Annotated in this window: 11 protein-coding genes and 1 pseudogene; 11 read left to right on the top strand and 1 reads right to left on the bottom strand. The window is 69.3% G+C overall.

Annotated elements, in window-relative coordinates:
* Window positions 1-98 precede the first annotated feature (98 nt).
* The 4 genes from ACIBG8_RS27140 to ACIBG8_RS27125 all read left to right on the top strand — a co-directional run bounded on the left by ACIBG8_RS27140 (window position 99) and on the right by ACIBG8_RS27125 (window position 3,226).
* Window positions 99-608 carry an NADH-quinone oxidoreductase subunit B gene (locus ACIBG8_RS27140; protein ID WP_397346192.1) on the top strand — a complete coding sequence of 170 codons (510 nt, stop codon included), beginning with the start codon at window positions 99-101 and terminating at the stop codon, window positions 606-608.
* Window positions 605-1,222 (top strand): NADH-quinone oxidoreductase subunit C, encoded by a 618-nt coding sequence (locus ACIBG8_RS27135; RefSeq protein ID WP_397345752.1) that lies wholly within the window; start codon window positions 605-607, stop codon window positions 1,220-1,222. Before ACIBG8_RS27140 ends, ACIBG8_RS27135 begins: the two co-directional genes overlap by 4 nt.
* Complete coding sequence (nuoH, locus tag ACIBG8_RS27130; protein ID WP_397345751.1) at window positions 1,215-2,165, top strand: NADH-quinone oxidoreductase subunit NuoH; 951 nt, start codon at window positions 1,215-1,217, stop codon at window positions 2,163-2,165. The genes ACIBG8_RS27135 and nuoH overlap by 8 nt, the downstream gene beginning before the upstream one ends.
* Before the next feature lie 80 nt (window positions 2,166-2,245).
* A complete protein-coding gene (locus tag ACIBG8_RS27125; protein WP_397345750.1) occupies window positions 2,246-3,226 on the top strand; it encodes a hypothetical protein in 981 nt (326 codons plus the stop codon).
* 269 nt (window positions 3,227-3,495) lie between these two features.
* Here ACIBG8_RS27125 and ACIBG8_RS27120 read toward each other — a convergent pair whose 3' ends face one another.
* Window positions 3,496-4,671, bottom strand: coding sequence for a serine/threonine-protein kinase (locus ACIBG8_RS27120; RefSeq protein WP_397345749.1), 1,176 nt, complete (start codon window positions 4,669-4,671; stop codon window positions 3,496-3,498).
* A gap of 210 nt (window positions 4,672-4,881) precedes the next feature.
* Between ACIBG8_RS27120 and ACIBG8_RS27115 the strand changes: the two genes are divergently transcribed.
* The 7 genes and pseudogenes from ACIBG8_RS27115 (at window position 4,882) to htpX (ending at window position 14,208) form a co-directional block, all read left to right on the top strand.
* Window positions 4,882-5,961 carry a 4Fe-4S binding protein gene (locus ACIBG8_RS27115; RefSeq protein WP_397345748.1) on the top strand — a complete coding sequence of 360 codons (1,080 nt, stop codon included), beginning with the start codon at window positions 4,882-4,884 and terminating at the stop codon, window positions 5,959-5,961.
* A complete protein-coding gene (locus ACIBG8_RS27110) occupies window positions 5,958-6,854 on the top strand; it encodes an NADH-quinone oxidoreductase subunit J (protein ID WP_397345747.1) in 897 nt (298 codons plus the stop codon). The genes ACIBG8_RS27115 and ACIBG8_RS27110 overlap by 4 nt, the downstream gene beginning before the upstream one ends.
* Window positions 6,854-7,150 (top strand): annotated as a pseudogene (gene nuoK / locus ACIBG8_RS27105) (NADH-quinone oxidoreductase subunit NuoK); the annotation flags it as partial. The gene ACIBG8_RS27110 and the pseudogene nuoK, both read left to right, overlap by 1 nt.
* Window positions 7,151-7,404: 254 nt before the next feature.
* Window positions 7,405-9,360: an NADH-quinone oxidoreductase subunit L gene (locus tag ACIBG8_RS27100; RefSeq protein ID WP_397345746.1), complete on the top strand. Its 1,956-nt coding sequence runs from the start codon at window positions 7,405-7,407 to the stop codon at window positions 9,358-9,360.
* Window positions 9,357-11,090, top strand: coding sequence for a NuoM family protein (locus ACIBG8_RS27095; protein ID WP_397345745.1), 1,734 nt, complete (start codon window positions 9,357-9,359; stop codon window positions 11,088-11,090). The genes ACIBG8_RS27100 and ACIBG8_RS27095 overlap by 4 nt, the downstream gene beginning before the upstream one ends.
* Window positions 11,087-12,682, top strand: a complete 1,596-nt coding sequence (locus ACIBG8_RS27090) for an NADH-quinone oxidoreductase subunit N (protein WP_397345744.1) — start codon at window positions 11,087-11,089, stop codon at window positions 12,680-12,682. The genes ACIBG8_RS27095 and ACIBG8_RS27090 overlap by 4 nt, the downstream gene beginning before the upstream one ends.
* A gap of 674 nt (window positions 12,683-13,356) precedes the next feature.
* The gene (gene htpX / locus ACIBG8_RS27085; RefSeq protein ID WP_397345743.1) at window positions 13,357-14,208 is read left to right on the top strand and encodes a zinc metalloprotease HtpX; all 852 of its coding nucleotides are present in this window, start codon (window positions 13,357-13,359) and stop codon (window positions 14,206-14,208) included.
* The last annotated feature ends 279 nt before the right edge of the window (window positions 14,209-14,487 follow it).

Here is a 14,487-nt window from a genome sequence, read left to right as displayed (position 1 = left end):
ACGGCGACTGGGGGTTGTTGGCCTGCCGTACCTTCTCGTCCTTTGTCTGATCGGTGATCCGCGCAACAATGACGGGTATGGCAGCGACGGACCTACCGATGCCGACCGTGGGGCCGATCTCGCGGCTGGCCCCCAAACCCATGCGTTTCGTGCTCAACTGGGGGCGGCGCTACTCCCTGTGGGTGTTCAACTTCGGGCTCGCGTGCTGCGCGATCGAGTTCATCGCGACGTCGATGTCGCGGCACGACTTCATCAGGTTCGGGGTGATCCCGTTCGCCAACGGGCCGCGCCAGGCCGACCTGATGATCGTCTCGGGTACGGTCACCGACAAGATGGCCCCGGCCGTCAAACGGCTCTATGAGCAGATGCCGGACCCGAAGTACGTGATCTCGTTCGGGGCGTGCTCCAACTCGGGCGGGCCGTACTGGGACTCCTACTGCGTCACCAACGGGGTCGATCAGATCATTCCCGTCGATGTCTACGTGCCTGGATGCCCGCCCCGGCCTGAGGCGCTGCTGCACGGGATCATGACGCTGCAGGAGCAGATCGCGGGCGAGAAGCTCAGTGATCGTTACGTGTGGTCCCGGTCGCACGGGGAGGACGCGTGAACGTCGAGGAGTCCGACTCGTTCGGCGACAGGACCCTGGACGTCGACGCCGGGGACTGGGTTTCTCTGCTGGCTTCGTGCCGGGCCGACGGGTACGAGTTCTTCGACTGGCTGACCGGGGTGGACGATCCGCCCGACGGGTTCTCGATCGTGGCGCATCTGTACAACCCGGTAGAGCGGGCGCGGCTGCTGGTGCGCACGTGGGTACCCCGGTCCGCGCCTCGGCTGGCGTCGGCGGTGGGGGTGTATCGGGGGGCCAACTGGCACGAGCGGGAGACGTTCGAGATGTTCGGGGTGATCTTCGAGGACCACCCCTATCTGGTGCCTCTGTTGTTGCCTGACGGGTTCGAGGGGCATCCGCTGCGCAAGGACTTCATCCTGGCGGCTCGGGTGGCGAAGCCGTGGCCGGGGGCGAAGGAGCCGGGCGAAGCGGCCCCGGCCCGCCGCAAGGTCCTGCCCCCCGGCGTCCCAGCCGACTGGGACCCCCCCACCTCAACCACCCAACCCGCCTCGGGTGGATCGCCCACTGCTGCTTCCGAAGACTCGTCCACCCCCAGCGGCACGGGCGAGCCACCCGCATCGTCCTCATCACCCGGGGAGCCGTCCGATGGCTGAGTTCCTCGACATCGTCCTGCGCTTCGCCGTCATCCTGGTGATCTTCCTGCTGCTCCCGCTCATCGTCGGCCAGACCGAGCACAAAGCCATGGCCCACATGCAGTCCCGGCTGGGCCCCATGTACGCCGGAGGCTTCCACGGCTGGGCCCAGCTGATCGCCGACGGCGTGAAGTTCGCCCAGAAGGAAGACGTCATCCCGGCCGCCGCCGACCGCCGGATCTTCATGATCGCCCCCGGCGTGGCGCTGGTGCCGTACCTCGTCGTCCTGATCGTCCTGCCCATCGCCCCAGGCTTCGTAGGCGTCGACCTCGACCTCGGCCTGTTCTTCGCCCTGGCCGTCATGGGCATCGGGGTGCTCGGCTCGATCATGGCCGGGTGGGCATCGGCCAACAAGTACTCGGTCCTGGGCGGCATGCGCTCGGCCGCGCAGCTGATGTCCTACGAGCTCCCCCTGGTCCTGGCCGCCTCCTCGGTGGCGATGGCCGCAGGCACCCTCTCCATCCCCGCGATCGTCGAACGCTGGGAGTGGTGGTGGCTTCCCTGGCAGGCGATCGGCGGCGTGGTCTTCTTCATCGCCGGACTCGCCGAGCTCCGCCGTCCGCCGTTCGACATGCCGATAGCCGAGTCCGAGATCATCATGGGCCCGATGACCGAATACACCGGCATGCGCTTCGCCCTGTTCATGCTGGCCGAGTACGTGGGCATCGTGGTCCTCTCCCTGCTGACCACCGTGCTGTTCCTGGGCGGCTGGCACGGCCCCCTACTCCCGGGCTGGCTGTGGACCCTGGTGAAGGTCTTCCTCCTGGCCTTCGTCGTGATCTGGCTACGCGTCAGCTTCCCCAGGCTCCGCGAGGACCAACTCCAGAAGCTCGCCTGGGCAGGCCTGGTCCCTCTGGCGCTGGTCCAACTGGCCCTGACCGGCGTCCTGAAGGTCCTGCTCTGACCCCTCCCCGCCTTGCTCGTGCGCCCACTATTGGGAAGAATGTCCCAATCCCGCCACCCCTCGAGGACGGACACAGGGCCATGACCGCCGCGATGTCCCCGGTCATCAGCCCGTACGCCAGCGCCTCCCTGGGCGGCCCCGACCCGACGACCACCCTGACCTGCGACGGCCAGGCCCTGATCGCCACCGATCCCGTGTCCGGCCAGGTGGTACGGCTCACGCCGTCCGCCCTGTACCACTACCGCCACGAGATCCACTTCCTCGACGCCAGAGAACGGTGGCAAACCCGCACAGTCACCGGCCTGGCCGCCCTGGACCCGGACGGCCTGATCATGCTCGACCTGCCGGGCCACTGGCACCCACCCGTGGTCCACGACCTGATGGTCCGCGCCGGGCTCCCCATCGTCGACGGCAGGAACGACGCCCATGGGCGAGTCCGCGCGATCCTCGCCGGTCGCGCCCCAGGCTGGCGCCGCCTCCACGGAATCCCGCGCCCGAGATGGCAGAAGCCTTTGGTTATTGGCGCGGGAACGGCGGGCCTGGCCCTGATGGCGTTCTGCGCATATTCGGGTGCGTGGGGGATGTGGCGGGCGTTCGCAGGGCTGGGCCGATTGCTGAGCGGCGAGTCCCATTGGTTGGCCGTCCTGTTCAGCCCGTTGCTCCTGGTGCTGCGCCCGTTGGCCGCGCCGCTGTCGAGGTGGCGAACCCGCCGCCGCGTACGCTCCGGCGCGGTAGCCACCCAGTCCGGCCCCCTCCACCTGGACACCAAGGGCGTGCGCACCCTCCGCGTGATGCGGGGTAGGGACGCGATGCGCACACTCTTCATCGGCGACGCCCCGGGAGCTGTGGCCAGCCTGTTGACGTACCAGCTCGCCGAGGGTGGCGGAGGCCTCTTCTTCCTGGACGCAGCAGGCCAGATCCTGCACCACGCCCCGGGCCGATGGTCCCCAGAGGAGATCAACACCTTCGCCACCCGCCACGGCCTGAGCCTCCAGGTGCTCCGCCTGACCCAAGAGGAGTACCTGACCCTCCTCCACCACACCCCGGAAGCCACTCCCTAGCCCTCCCCGCATCCACACCTCTCGCGACGCGCGTCCACCCCCTCGCGACGCATGTCCACCACCCGCGTCGGACTTCCACACCACCCGCGACGCACGTCCACACCCCCTATGACGCATGTCCCCCACGATGCACGTCCACGCCCCTCACGACGCACAACCACACCCCAAGCGACCCACACTCCACCAAAGCGACGCACGCCAATGCGCGAGCCCGAGAGGGCCACCCCAGCAGCGCGTCGCCCGCAAGGTTCGCGGGGTTGTGTCAGCGACTAGTGGACGATCGCGAGCATGACGTCGGAGGCGGTGGGGCGGTTCTGGGCGGACTTGCTCAGACACGACCCCACGATCGGGCGCATCGAGGGTGGTAACGGCGATAAGTCAGGATGAAAGGTGAGCACGCGGTTGAAGACCGCCGGAACGGTGTCCTCACCGAACGCCGGCCGTCCGGTGGCTGCGAACAGCATCGTCACAGCCCAGCTGAACACGTCCGACGGCGGCCCGACCTGCTCGCCGGACAGCTGCTCAGGCGACATGTAAGGCGGCGTGCCGACCATCTTGCCCGCCGTCATCGTCACCTGGTCGAGCGCCCGGGCGATACCGAAGTCGATCACCCGCGGCCCGTCAGGACCGATCAGCACGTTGCTCGGCTTGAAGTCGCGGTGCACGATCCCCGCCTTGTGGATAGCCGCCAGCGCACCGGCTGTGGATAACGCGAGCCGCATGAGGCTGTCCGCGTCGCGCGGGCCGTACTGACGAACGAGCTGTTCGAGCGACGGCCCCTCGACGTACTCGCTCACCGTGTAGGCGTTCGCCCCGCTGATGTTGACGTCGAGAAGCCTGGCTGTGGAAAACGTCGCCACCCTGCGCGCCGCGTCGACCTCGCGCATGAAACGCTGCCGCGCCGTCTCGTCGCCCAGGTCGTGGAGGACCTTGACGGCGACGCGCACGCCGTTCGGAGCGAGGGCCAGGTAGACCGCGCCCTGCCCGCCTTTGCCCAGGGAATGCAGGATTCGGTAGTGCCCGATCCATTCGGGTTCGCCCGGCATGCGATGCGCGGACGGCGTGGTCGTGCGCTGGTGGACCTCGTGGGGCGGCGGTGCGTGCGTCACCTGGGGAAGCCGCGCCTTGACCATGAACGGGACGAGGATGCCGGAATGGATCAGTCCGCCGATCCAGCTGATCACCAGGCCGAAGGAGATCAGCGTGGCCTGGGGATCGGGAATCGCCTCGAACTCCTCATAGCTCCCCGCCACCACCACGAACGTGCCGATGAGCACGAGGTAGATGCCCGCCAGGACCCCTTGCAGCACGCTGCGCATCCAGAACGCGGCGAACCCGATCGAGAACGGGGTCGCCAGGCCGCAGGTGAGCAGGGGGAGAACGGCCCACGCGACGGCGGCCGCCCACGCTCCGCCGCTCGGTCGGCTGGGCTGGGTGTACGGCATGGCGGGAACACTATCGCTCGCAAACGCCGCATATCGGCTCGGTGGAGAGACTTGTGGATAACCCTGGGATGTCCTGTGGATGGCTGTGGAAAAAGTCGGGACAACAGTCTGGCTCATTCACCTGCGAGGCTTAGTGCGTCATGATGTTGAATCATGGCGCGGATACCGGGAGTAGGGCTGGCAAAGGGGCTGTCCGTCACCCTTCGCCACATGCTGCGCAGATCCGTGACCCAGCAGTACCCGGAGGTCCATCCCGACCTCCCGCCCAGGAGTCGCGGCGTGATCGCGCTCGTGGCGGAGAACTGCACCTCCTGCATGCTCTGCGCGCGCGAATGCCCCGACTGGTGCATCTACATCGACTCGCACAAGGAGACGCTGCCCGCTCCTGAGGGCGGCCGCGCCAGGCAGCGCAACGTCCTGGACCGGTTCGCCATCGACTTCTCGCTGTGCATGTATTGCGGGATCTGCATCGAGGTGTGCCCGTTCGACGCGCTGTTCTGGTCTCCTGAGTTCGAGTACGCGGACGGGGACATCCGCAACCTTCTGCACGAGAAGGAGCAACTGGCGGGGTGGGCGGAGACAGTGCCCCCGCCTCCGGCGCACGAGGTCGGCGCCGAGCCTCCCAAGGAACTGGCCGCACCTACCGGCCTTGGTCCGCGCACACCTGGGGGACGTGCGGCAGGCGCTCGTACGGCTGGGCCGCCCGGATCGCCCGGCTCCCCGGCGCCCGAGGCCCGGCCGCGCCGTACGCCGGAAGGCCCTGCCAGCACCCCAGCCACCGCCGGTGCGGAATCCCCCGCGGACAGCACCACGGGGCCTTCTTCTGCTGTGGACGACACCGCGACATCGCGTCCCGCCGACAACGCCGCGACGTCCCCTTCCACCGGCAACGCCGCCACTTCGCCTTCCGCTGACAGTGGCACTGGACGGGAGCGTCCTGTGCGGCGACTCGCGAACGTGCGTGGCATCCGCCCCCCAGGCGCCCTGCCACCCACGCCGGGGACGCCGCCTCCCGCGCCACCGAGCAGTCAGCCGGAGTCACCCGAACCGGCATCGCCCAGCACGGAGGTCTCTCCACCGCCGGACGCGTCTGGGGAGACGTTGTCCACAGGCCGCCAATCTGGCGAAGAGTTGTCCACAGGCTCGGGCGCGCCGTCCCCGGAATCCGACCCGGAGGAGCAGACTTCTGCCGCGGAGCCGCGCAGGCGAAGGATGGCCGACCCCAGGTCCATCCGTCCGCCAGGCCGGTTGCAGCCTGACGAGACACGGGAGTCCGAGGAGGAGACGTGACACAGGCAGTGCCCTCCTATCTGTCACCCAGCGGCCAGGAAGTCGTCTTCTTGCTGCTGAGCGTGGTGATGGTCGGATCGGCGCTGCTCGTCGTCCTCACCAGGCAGCTCGTGCACGCGGCCCTGTGGCTCGTCGTCTGCTTCGGCGCCCTGGCCGGTGGTTATCTCGTGCTCACCGCGGAGTTCGTGGCCTGGGTCCAGGTGCTCATCTACGTGGGCGCCGTGGTGGTGCTGCTGCTGTTCGGCATCATGCTCACCCGCGCGCCCATCGGCCGCTCGGCCGACCTCAACAGCGGCAACCGCGCGATCGCCGCCCTGGTGTCGCTGGCCACGGCCGCCGTCCTGATCACGGTCGTGGTGGACGGCTTCCGCACCGCGTACACGCCGCTCAACGCGGGCCATGGCGCAGCGGGCGCGCTGGGCGCCAGCGTGTTCCGCACGTGGGTCCTGCCGTTCGAAGCGCTGTCGGTCCTCCTCCTGGCCGCCCTGATCGGCGCCATCGTCCTCTCCAGAACCGACATCGCTCCCACCTCCCGACCCCCCAGCAACCGCACCCCAAGCCCAAAGACCCCCAACTCGGCGGTCGTGAGCCCAACGGTCGCGAGCCCGGCATCCCCGAGCGTAAAGGTCTCGAGCTCGACGCCCGACCGTGCTGAGCCCACGAACGACAACGCGCCGGGCACCCTCGACGAAGAGGCTCAGCAACCTGAGCCCACAGACCGCGTCCAGGAACCCGGCGTTCAGAGAGCCGACACCCGCCAGTCCGGAGCGGCGAGTGGAGACAGGCGCGCATCGCGAGGTCACGACGGCAGTGGTGGGACCGGACCTGCGACGGGGGACAAGCGTGAGCCCACCGACGGGGAGTCTGCATCAGGCCAAGGCGGGGGGAATTAGTGCACATCGTCTACCCTGCGGTCGTCTCCGCGGTGCTCTTCTCCATCGGCGTCTACGGCGTGCTGGCGCGCCGCAACACGATCCTCGTCCTCATGTCCGTCGAGCTCATGCTCAACGCCGTCAACCTCAACCTCGTCGCCTTCGACGTATGGCTCGCCGACCGGTTGCACGGCGGCCAGGTCCTGACCCTGTTCGTCATCGTGATCGCAGCCGCCGAGCTCGGGCTCGGCCTGGCCATCGTCCTCGCCCTGTACCGCAACCGCAGCACCGTCGACATCGACCGCCTCAGAGCGCTCGCAGAACCGACAGAAGACCTGGCAGTAGCGTCACTGGCAGAAGGTCCACCCGCGGACCTGACCCATGCCGGTACGGCTTCAGCCGGTGCGCACCCAGCCCAGACGCCTGAAAGCACCACCTCCACGTCCGACGCGAACGGCGACACCCAAAGCACGGACCCGCGCGGAGGCACGAAGACCGCCCGCCCGGCCACGCACAACGGCCCAGTGACCCCACGCTCGGACGATCTGCCCGCCAAGCGAGGTGGTGGCTCGTGACCTCGATCCCCCTGATCGCCATACTGCTGCCGTTCGTCGCGGCCTTCGCCGGTCTCCTGCTGTCCCGCTGGCCGCACCGCACCCTCGCGCCCGCCACAACAGCCGCCCCGGGCACGAAAACCCACGCCGCAGCATCACCACGCCCCGGAGCAACCGGACCAGGGGCCAACAAGCGTGCCGCGTGGCTGGCGATCATCCCCACCGGAGCCTCAGCAGCCCTGGCCCTCTGGCTGGCCGCCGACCAGGGCTTCGCCTTCTTCACCCCAGAAACACCCTCAACCCTCGTCACCCACACCTACGGCACCATCGAGACCGGCGCGATCCCCATCTCCCTGACCCTCCAGGCAGGCGATCTCTCAGCGATCCTCGGCGTCCTCGTCACGATCGTCGCGCTGGCCGTACAGGTCTATTCGACCGGCTACCTCCACGACGACCCCCGCTACCCGTCCTACAGCGCCTTCATCAGCCTCTTCACCAGCGCCATGCTCCTGGTCGTCTACGCCGGTGACCTTCTCGTCCTCTACGTCGGCTGGGAGGTCATGGGTCTGTGCTCCTACCTGCTCATCGGCCACTGGTGGGAAGACCGCGCCAACTCCAGAGCCGCGGTCAAGGCGTTCCTGGTCACCCGCCTGGGTGACGTCGGCTTCCTGTTCGGCATCTTCGTCCTCGGCATCAACGCGGGCAGCTTCCGCATAGACGCAGTGATCGCCCATGTGCCCCAGATGTCCCGAGGCGCGCTGGTGACCGCCACGATGTTGCTGCTCGCAGGCGTCGCGGGGAAGAGCGCCCAGGTCCCGCTGCACACCTGGCTGCCCGACGCGATGGCCGGTCCCACACCGATCAGCGCGTTGATCCACGCGGCCACGATGGTCGCGGCGGGCATCTTCATCGTCGCCAGGCTCTTCCCCGTCTTCCTGGCCGCCAAGCCGACTCTCGACCTGCTCGCCGTACTGGCCGCCCTGGGCATGCTCGGCGCCGCGCTGGCCGCGCTCGCCCAGGACGACCTCAAACGGGTCCTCGCCTATTCGACGATCAGTCAGCTCGCCTACATGGCCGGGGCCCTGGCCGCAGGCTCGGACACCGCGGCGATCTTCCACCTGGTTACCCACGGCGCGTTCAAGGCGCTGCTCTTCCTTTGCGCAGGCGCGGTGATCCACCACGTGGGCTCCAACCTGATGAGCCAGATGGGCGGGCTCAGACGTACGCTGCCGGTCACCTTCGCCACCATGACCATCGGGTTCGCAGCCCTCATGGGCCTGCCGCCGACCAGCGGTTTCTTCAGCAAGGACGGCGTCCTGGCCGCCGTCGACGAAGCGGTGCGCGGGAGTGGCCTGACGGACGCGGCCGCCCTCCTGCTGTACGGCTGCGCGCTGGCGACGGTCGCGGTCACCGGGGCGTACGCGATGCGCGCCTGGCTGCGCACCTTCTTCGGCCAGACGGGCACCGTCGCGCTCCCCGAGCCGGAGCCCGGCACCGCGCACGTGATCGACACGCGCGAGGCGCCGCTGTCGATGCTGGTGCCGCTGATCCTCCTCGCGGTCCCCGCGCTGCTCCTGGGCTTCGTCGGCCTCGGCCACCTCGAACTCGGGGCCGCGCTCACCAGCGTGGCGCTGGCCCTGCTCGGCGCGGGCATCGTCTACGCGGTCTGGCGAAGCGACCCTCTGAGCGACCCCGCCCGCATGCTCGGCCCGTTCCGAGCCCCGTGCGAGCAGGCGTTCTACGTGGACGCCGTCTACGCGGCGCTGTTCGTCCGGCCGATCGGCGCGCTCGCCAGGTTGGTGGGCAGGGCCGACGACGGCCTGGTCGACGGCGCGGTGCGCGGCTCGGGGCGGTCGGTGCGCGGCGTCTCCGGGCTGCTGCGCCTGGCGCAGAACGGCAACGTCCAGCTCTACGTGAGCGGCCTGCTCGCCGGTGTCCTGCTGATCGCGGTCGGGGCGGTGATGCTCGGATGACCTGGTTGCCCGTCGCGCTACTCGGCGTCCCCCTGCTGGGCGCCGCGCTACTGCTGGCCGCCGACTCGATGCCGCGCCAGAGACTTGCCCTGTACGGCATGGCCGTCTCGGGGCTCGCGCTCGCCCTGGCAGTGGCGATCGCGGCGACGTTCGACTACGGCAGGGCCGCGAGCATCCAGTTCAGCGTCGACTGGAGCTGGATCCCCGCCTGGAATCTGCGCTTCCACCTGGGCGTCGACGGCATCTCGCTGCCCCTGGTCGTGCTCACCGCACTGCTCACCTTCCTCTGCTTCGCCTACCTGTCCTGGGGCGGCGGCCGCGCTCCAGGACAACTGCTCCAGGGCGGCAGGCCGCGGGCGCTGGTGTTCACGCTGCTCATCCTCGAAGTCGGCATGATCGGCACTTTCCTGGCGCTCGACCTGCTGCTGTTTTTCGTGTTCTTCGAAATCGTGCTCATCCCCATGTACTTCGTCATCGCGATCTGGGGCGGTCCAGGCCGCCGGAGCGCGGCGATCAAGTTCATCCTCTACACGCTGCTCGGCTCGGTCGTCCTGCTGCTCGGCCTGCTGGTCATCTGGGCGCACACCGGCACGCTCGACATCGTCGCGCTGGCACACGCGCACGGCGCCGCGATCCCCAGAACGGTGCAGATCATCGCCTTCCTGGCGGTCGGTCTCGGCCTCGCGGTGAAGACGCCGATGTGGCCGCTGCACACCTGGCTGCCCGCCGCGCACACCGAGGCGCCGACGGTCGGCTCGGTGCTGCTGGCGGGGGTGCTGCTCAAGATGGGCACGTACGGCTTCGCCAGGATCGCGATCCCCATCCTCCCCGAGGGAGCCGCCGCGATCGCGCCGTGGCTGGGCGCCTTCGCTGTGGTCGGCATCGTGTACGGCGCGCTCGCCTGCCTCGCCCAGAACGACCTCAAGCGCATGATCGCCTACTCCTCCGTCGGCCACATGGGGTTCGTCCTGCTCGGCATGGCCACCCTGACGACGGTGGGCATCAACGCGGCCCTGTTCGGCAACATCGCCCACGGCCTCATCACCGGCCTGCTGTTCTTCCTGGCCGGTGCGATCAAGACGCGGTACGGCACGGCCGACATGCCCAAGCTCGGCGGCGGGATGCTGGCGCGGCTGCCGCATCTGGGCTCCGTGCTCACCTTCGCCTGCATCGCGTCGCTGGGGATCCCGGGGCTCGCCGGGTTCTGGGGGGAGATGCTGGCGCTGTTCGGCGCCTACCAACCCGCGGACGGGCTGCCGCGCGGGCTGTTCCTGACGTTCATGGCGGTGGGCGGGCTCGGCGCGGTGCTGACCGCCGCGTACTTCCTGGTGATGCTCTCGCGCGTCACCCACGGCCGCCCGACGCGAGCAGCGGACGGAACACCGCTCCCGCTCGCAGCCACACCCCCGCCCCACGCTCCCGCCGCCGCCACTTCGCCCGGGAGTCCTGCTTCGTTGGCAGCTTCCAGCGCCTCCGGTTTGTCCGGTTCGGTCGATCCGTGGGCAGGGGGGTATCCCGAGGACGCCGAGTGGGCAGCCGCCCATGAGGAGACGCCCTCGCGCGCAGGCACCCTCGTCGAGGAGCGCGAAGCCCTGCCAGACGTGCAGCGCTACGAGTGGGTCGCCTGGGTGCCGCTGATCGTGCTCATCCTGCTCTTCGGCCTGTGGCCCAAGCTGCTGCTGTCGCTGACGACGCCTGCCGTACAGGTGCTGCTGGGAGCCGCCTCATGATCCAGTCGATCGACTACTTCGCGATCGCGGCTCCGCTGACGCTCGCGCTGGTTGCCGGGCTGGTACTCCTGCTGGACGCCTTCCTGCCTGCCTCCGCACGGGTCAGGACGACGCTCGGGCTGGTGACGATCGCCGGTTTGGTGGTCGCGCTGGGGCTCGTCGCGGCTCAGGCGCTGCGTGGCCGTACCCTCTCGACCTTCTGCGTACCCGACCAGCTCGCCTCGCCGTCCAAGGCGCCCTGCTCGTTCGTGGTCGACCACTTCACGCTGATCTTCGCCGGGCTCGCGCTGGTCGCGGGCGTCGTGGTCGTGTTGCTGTCGATGACAGAGCTGGCCGGGGGCGGCATCCCGGTCGGCGAGTGGTACTTCCTGCTGCTCTGCACGCTCGTCGGCGCGGTCACGCTGCCGGCGTCGCGCGATCTGATCATGCTGGTGGTGGCGCTGGAGCTGGTGTCGTTGCCGGTGTTCGCGCTCACCGCGCTGAGACGTTACGACGGCAGGTCCTCAGAGGCGGCGGTCAAGCTCTTCCTGGTGTCCGTCGTGTCGACGGCGGTGATGCTCTTCGGCATCTCGCTGCTGTACGGCGCGACCGGCAGCGTGCACCTGACCAGGATCGCCGCAGTCCTCGGCCCGGAACCGAGCGCGACTGGTGTGGCTGGTCCCGGTGTCAGGGCGCTGAGTGACGGCGCCACCGGGATGGTCGCGCTCGACGGGGCGTCCGGGCTGTCGGGTGTGGTGGCGGTCGGGGTGGTGCTGGTCGTGGCGGGGTTCGGCTTCAAGATCGCGGCTGTGCCGTTCCACGCCTGGGCGGCGGATGTGTACCAGGGCGCTCCTGTGCCGGTCGCGGCGCTGCTGTCGGTGATCTCCAAGGCGTCCGGTTTCGCCGGGCTCATCCTGGTCCTGGTCGGGGCGCTGAGCGGCAGGGCGGACACGTGGGCGCCGATCGTGGCGGTGCTCTCGGCGCTCACCATGAGCGTTGGCAACCTGCTGGCCATGCGCCAACGCTCCGCCGTACGCCTGCTGGCCTGGTCGTCGGTCGCGCAGTCCGGCTACATCCTCGCGCCGCTCGCGGTGATCACAGCGGGAGGGGTGGCGGCACCCGGCGGTGTGAGTGCGATGAGCGGGGCGAGCGCGTCCGTGGCGTATCTCATCATCTACGCGGCGATGAACCTGGGCGCGTTCGCGGTCGTGATGCTGGTTTCGCGGGTCAATGAACGCAACGAGCTGGATGACTATCGCGGGCTGGCGTTCCGCAGCCCGGTGGCGGCGGTGGCGCTGGGGTTCTGCCTGATCTGCCTGGCCGGGTTGCCGCCCGGGTTGGCAGGGCTTTTCGCGAAGGTCGTGGTGTTCCGGGAGATCGTCGGTGGGGGGATGGGGTGGCTGGCGGTCGTCATGGCGGTCAACACCGTGATCGGGCTTTACTACTACATCGTCTGGACCGCCCGCCTGTTCACCCCGGAGCCCGGAGTGGGCGTACGGATGCGCTTCCCCGCAACGTGGGTCGCCGTCGGCCTCGCCGTGGTGGTGGCGGTGGTGTTCTCGGTCGCACCCCAGGTGGTGTTCGACGCGACAACCCTCTCCGCCCTCGGCTGAACCCCCACCCGCCTGCGCGCGGGTTGGAGGCGCGGCCGCCGCAACGAGGCGCTCATGGTGTCCGGCCACATGTCCTCATCCATAGCGCCCGTTGTGCACGACCGCTTGGCGGGCGCGGTGTTACGACCAGCGGGTGGTTCCCGGCCGGGGGGCGACTCCCCGGGCGCGTGTCGGGCAGCTTCTGGGCCTAACAACCACGAGGTCTCGCGGCCTCACCCCACGTTGGGCGACTCCCCGGGCGCGTGGCGGGCAGCTTCTGGGGCGGTGCAGGGCGGGGCGGGCAACTCCCTGGGCGCGGTGCCGGGCAGCTTCTGGGGGCGGTGTCGGCCAGGGGCGGGCAGGGGCGGGCAGGGGCGGGCAGCTCCAGGGCCGCGGCGTCGGGTGAGGGGAGGACAGGAGGGAGATCGTGCCGCGCCTAGGGGCGTGGTGAGGCGAGCGTGCGACGTCGCTGGTCGCTGGTCGCTGGTCGCTCGTCGCTCGTCAGTTGTGTGGCGATGGGTGTGGGGCAGGGGAAGGGGTGTGGGCCGTAGAGCCCAGGGGTGGGGCGTGGTGATGGCTTTTGGGTCATATCGGGGGAAAGCGGGCTCGGGGCTTCCGGGTGTGGGCTTGCGGGGAACGATGGGGTGGGGGATTGACGTTGGATGGGGTGAACCCACGCCACGAAAGGGGGAACCTTGCACCACAACGGTCTGCGTACCGCGGTCCTGCTCGGTGCCCTGTCCGCGCTGATTCTGGCAATCGGTGCGTGGTTGGGTGGCGGTACGGGCCTGCAGATCGCGTTCGTGATCGCCCTCGTGACCAACGGCGTCGCCTACTTCTTCTCCGACCGCATCGCCCTGTCCGCCATGCGCGCCCGCCCGGTGAGCGAGGTGGAGCAGCCCACGCTCTTCCGCATCGTCCGCGAGCTCTCCACCCAGGCCCGCCAGCCGATGCCACGCCTGTACATCTCACCCACCGCCCAGCCGAACGCGTTCGCCACCGGCAGGAGCCCCCGGCAGGCTGCGGTCTGCGTGACGTACGGGCTGACCCAGATGCTCAACGAGCGTGAGCTCAGGGGAGTGATCGGGCACGAGCTGTCCCACGTGTACAACCGGGACATCCTCATCTCCTCGGTCGCCGGAGCCTTGGCGACCATGATCACGTGGCTGAGCTATGTGGCGGTGTTCTTCGGCGGATCGGACGACGACGAGGGGCCGGGGTTCCTCGGGGCGTTGCTGATGATGGTGCTCGGGCCGGTGGCGGCGACGATGGTGCAGCTGGCGATCTCCAGGTCACGCGAGTTCCAGGCGGACGAGGCCGGGGCGAGGTTGACGGGGGATCCGCTGGCGCTGGCTTCGGCGTTGCGGAAGATCGAGATGGGGGCGCGCAAGCTGCCGCTTCCCGAGAACAGCCGCCTCACCTCGGCGTCGCACCTGATGATCGCCAACCCGTTCAGCGGGGCGGCGTTGGGGCGCATGTTCTCCACCCACCCGCCAACCTCGGAACGCGTCGCCCGCCTGGAACGCATGGCGGGCTACCGCCGCTGACGGCCAGGCCTGTCGATAACCATGCCGTCCCCTTTTGGCCGTCCAGCTGCCAACCGCCATGCAACGCTGGCCGTCCTCCAGCAGCGACTCTCTGGCGCTGCCCCCTAGGGTGACCGCACGGCACGCGGATCGACGCTTTTCCGGCAGGGCAGCCGCCTCAGCAGAGTGAAAACCTCTTGGTGCAGCGGGACTGTGGGTCGGCCCGCCCGGTGGGTCGGCCCGCCCGGTGGGTCGGGGCCGTCGGGTGGGTCGGGTCGTGCGGGGGACCAAATCTCTCGG

The organism is Nonomuraea sp. NPDC050556 (assembly GCF_044457355.1).
Taxonomy (GTDB): domain Bacteria; phylum Actinomycetota; class Actinomycetes; order Streptosporangiales; family Streptosporangiaceae; genus Nonomuraea.
This window is presented reverse-complemented; position numbering and strand designations above follow the sequence as displayed.

Excerpts from the sequence above, each read along its gene's own strand:
- ACIBG8_RS27140 (WP_397346192.1), top strand. The coding sequence starts at position 99 with ATGCCGACCGTGGGGCCGATCTCGCGGCTGGCCCCCAAACCCATGCGT.
- nuoH (WP_397345751.1), top strand. The coding sequence starts at position 1,215 with ATGGCTGAGTTCCTCGACATCGTCCTGCGCTTCGCCGTCATCCTGGTG.
- ACIBG8_RS27125 (WP_397345750.1), top strand. The coding sequence starts at position 2,246 with ATGACCGCCGCGATGTCCCCGGTCATCAGCCCGTACGCCAGCGCCTCC.
- ACIBG8_RS27120 (WP_397345749.1), bottom strand. The coding sequence starts at position 4,671 with ATGCCGTACACCCAGCCCAGCCGACCGAGCGGCGGAGCGTGGGCGGCC.
- ACIBG8_RS27115 (WP_397345748.1), top strand. The coding sequence starts at position 4,882 with ATGCTGCGCAGATCCGTGACCCAGCAGTACCCGGAGGTCCATCCCGAC.
- ACIBG8_RS27095 (WP_397345745.1), top strand. The coding sequence starts at position 9,357 with ATGACCTGGTTGCCCGTCGCGCTACTCGGCGTCCCCCTGCTGGGCGCC.
- ACIBG8_RS27090 (WP_397345744.1), top strand. The coding sequence starts at position 11,087 with ATGATCCAGTCGATCGACTACTTCGCGATCGCGGCTCCGCTGACGCTC.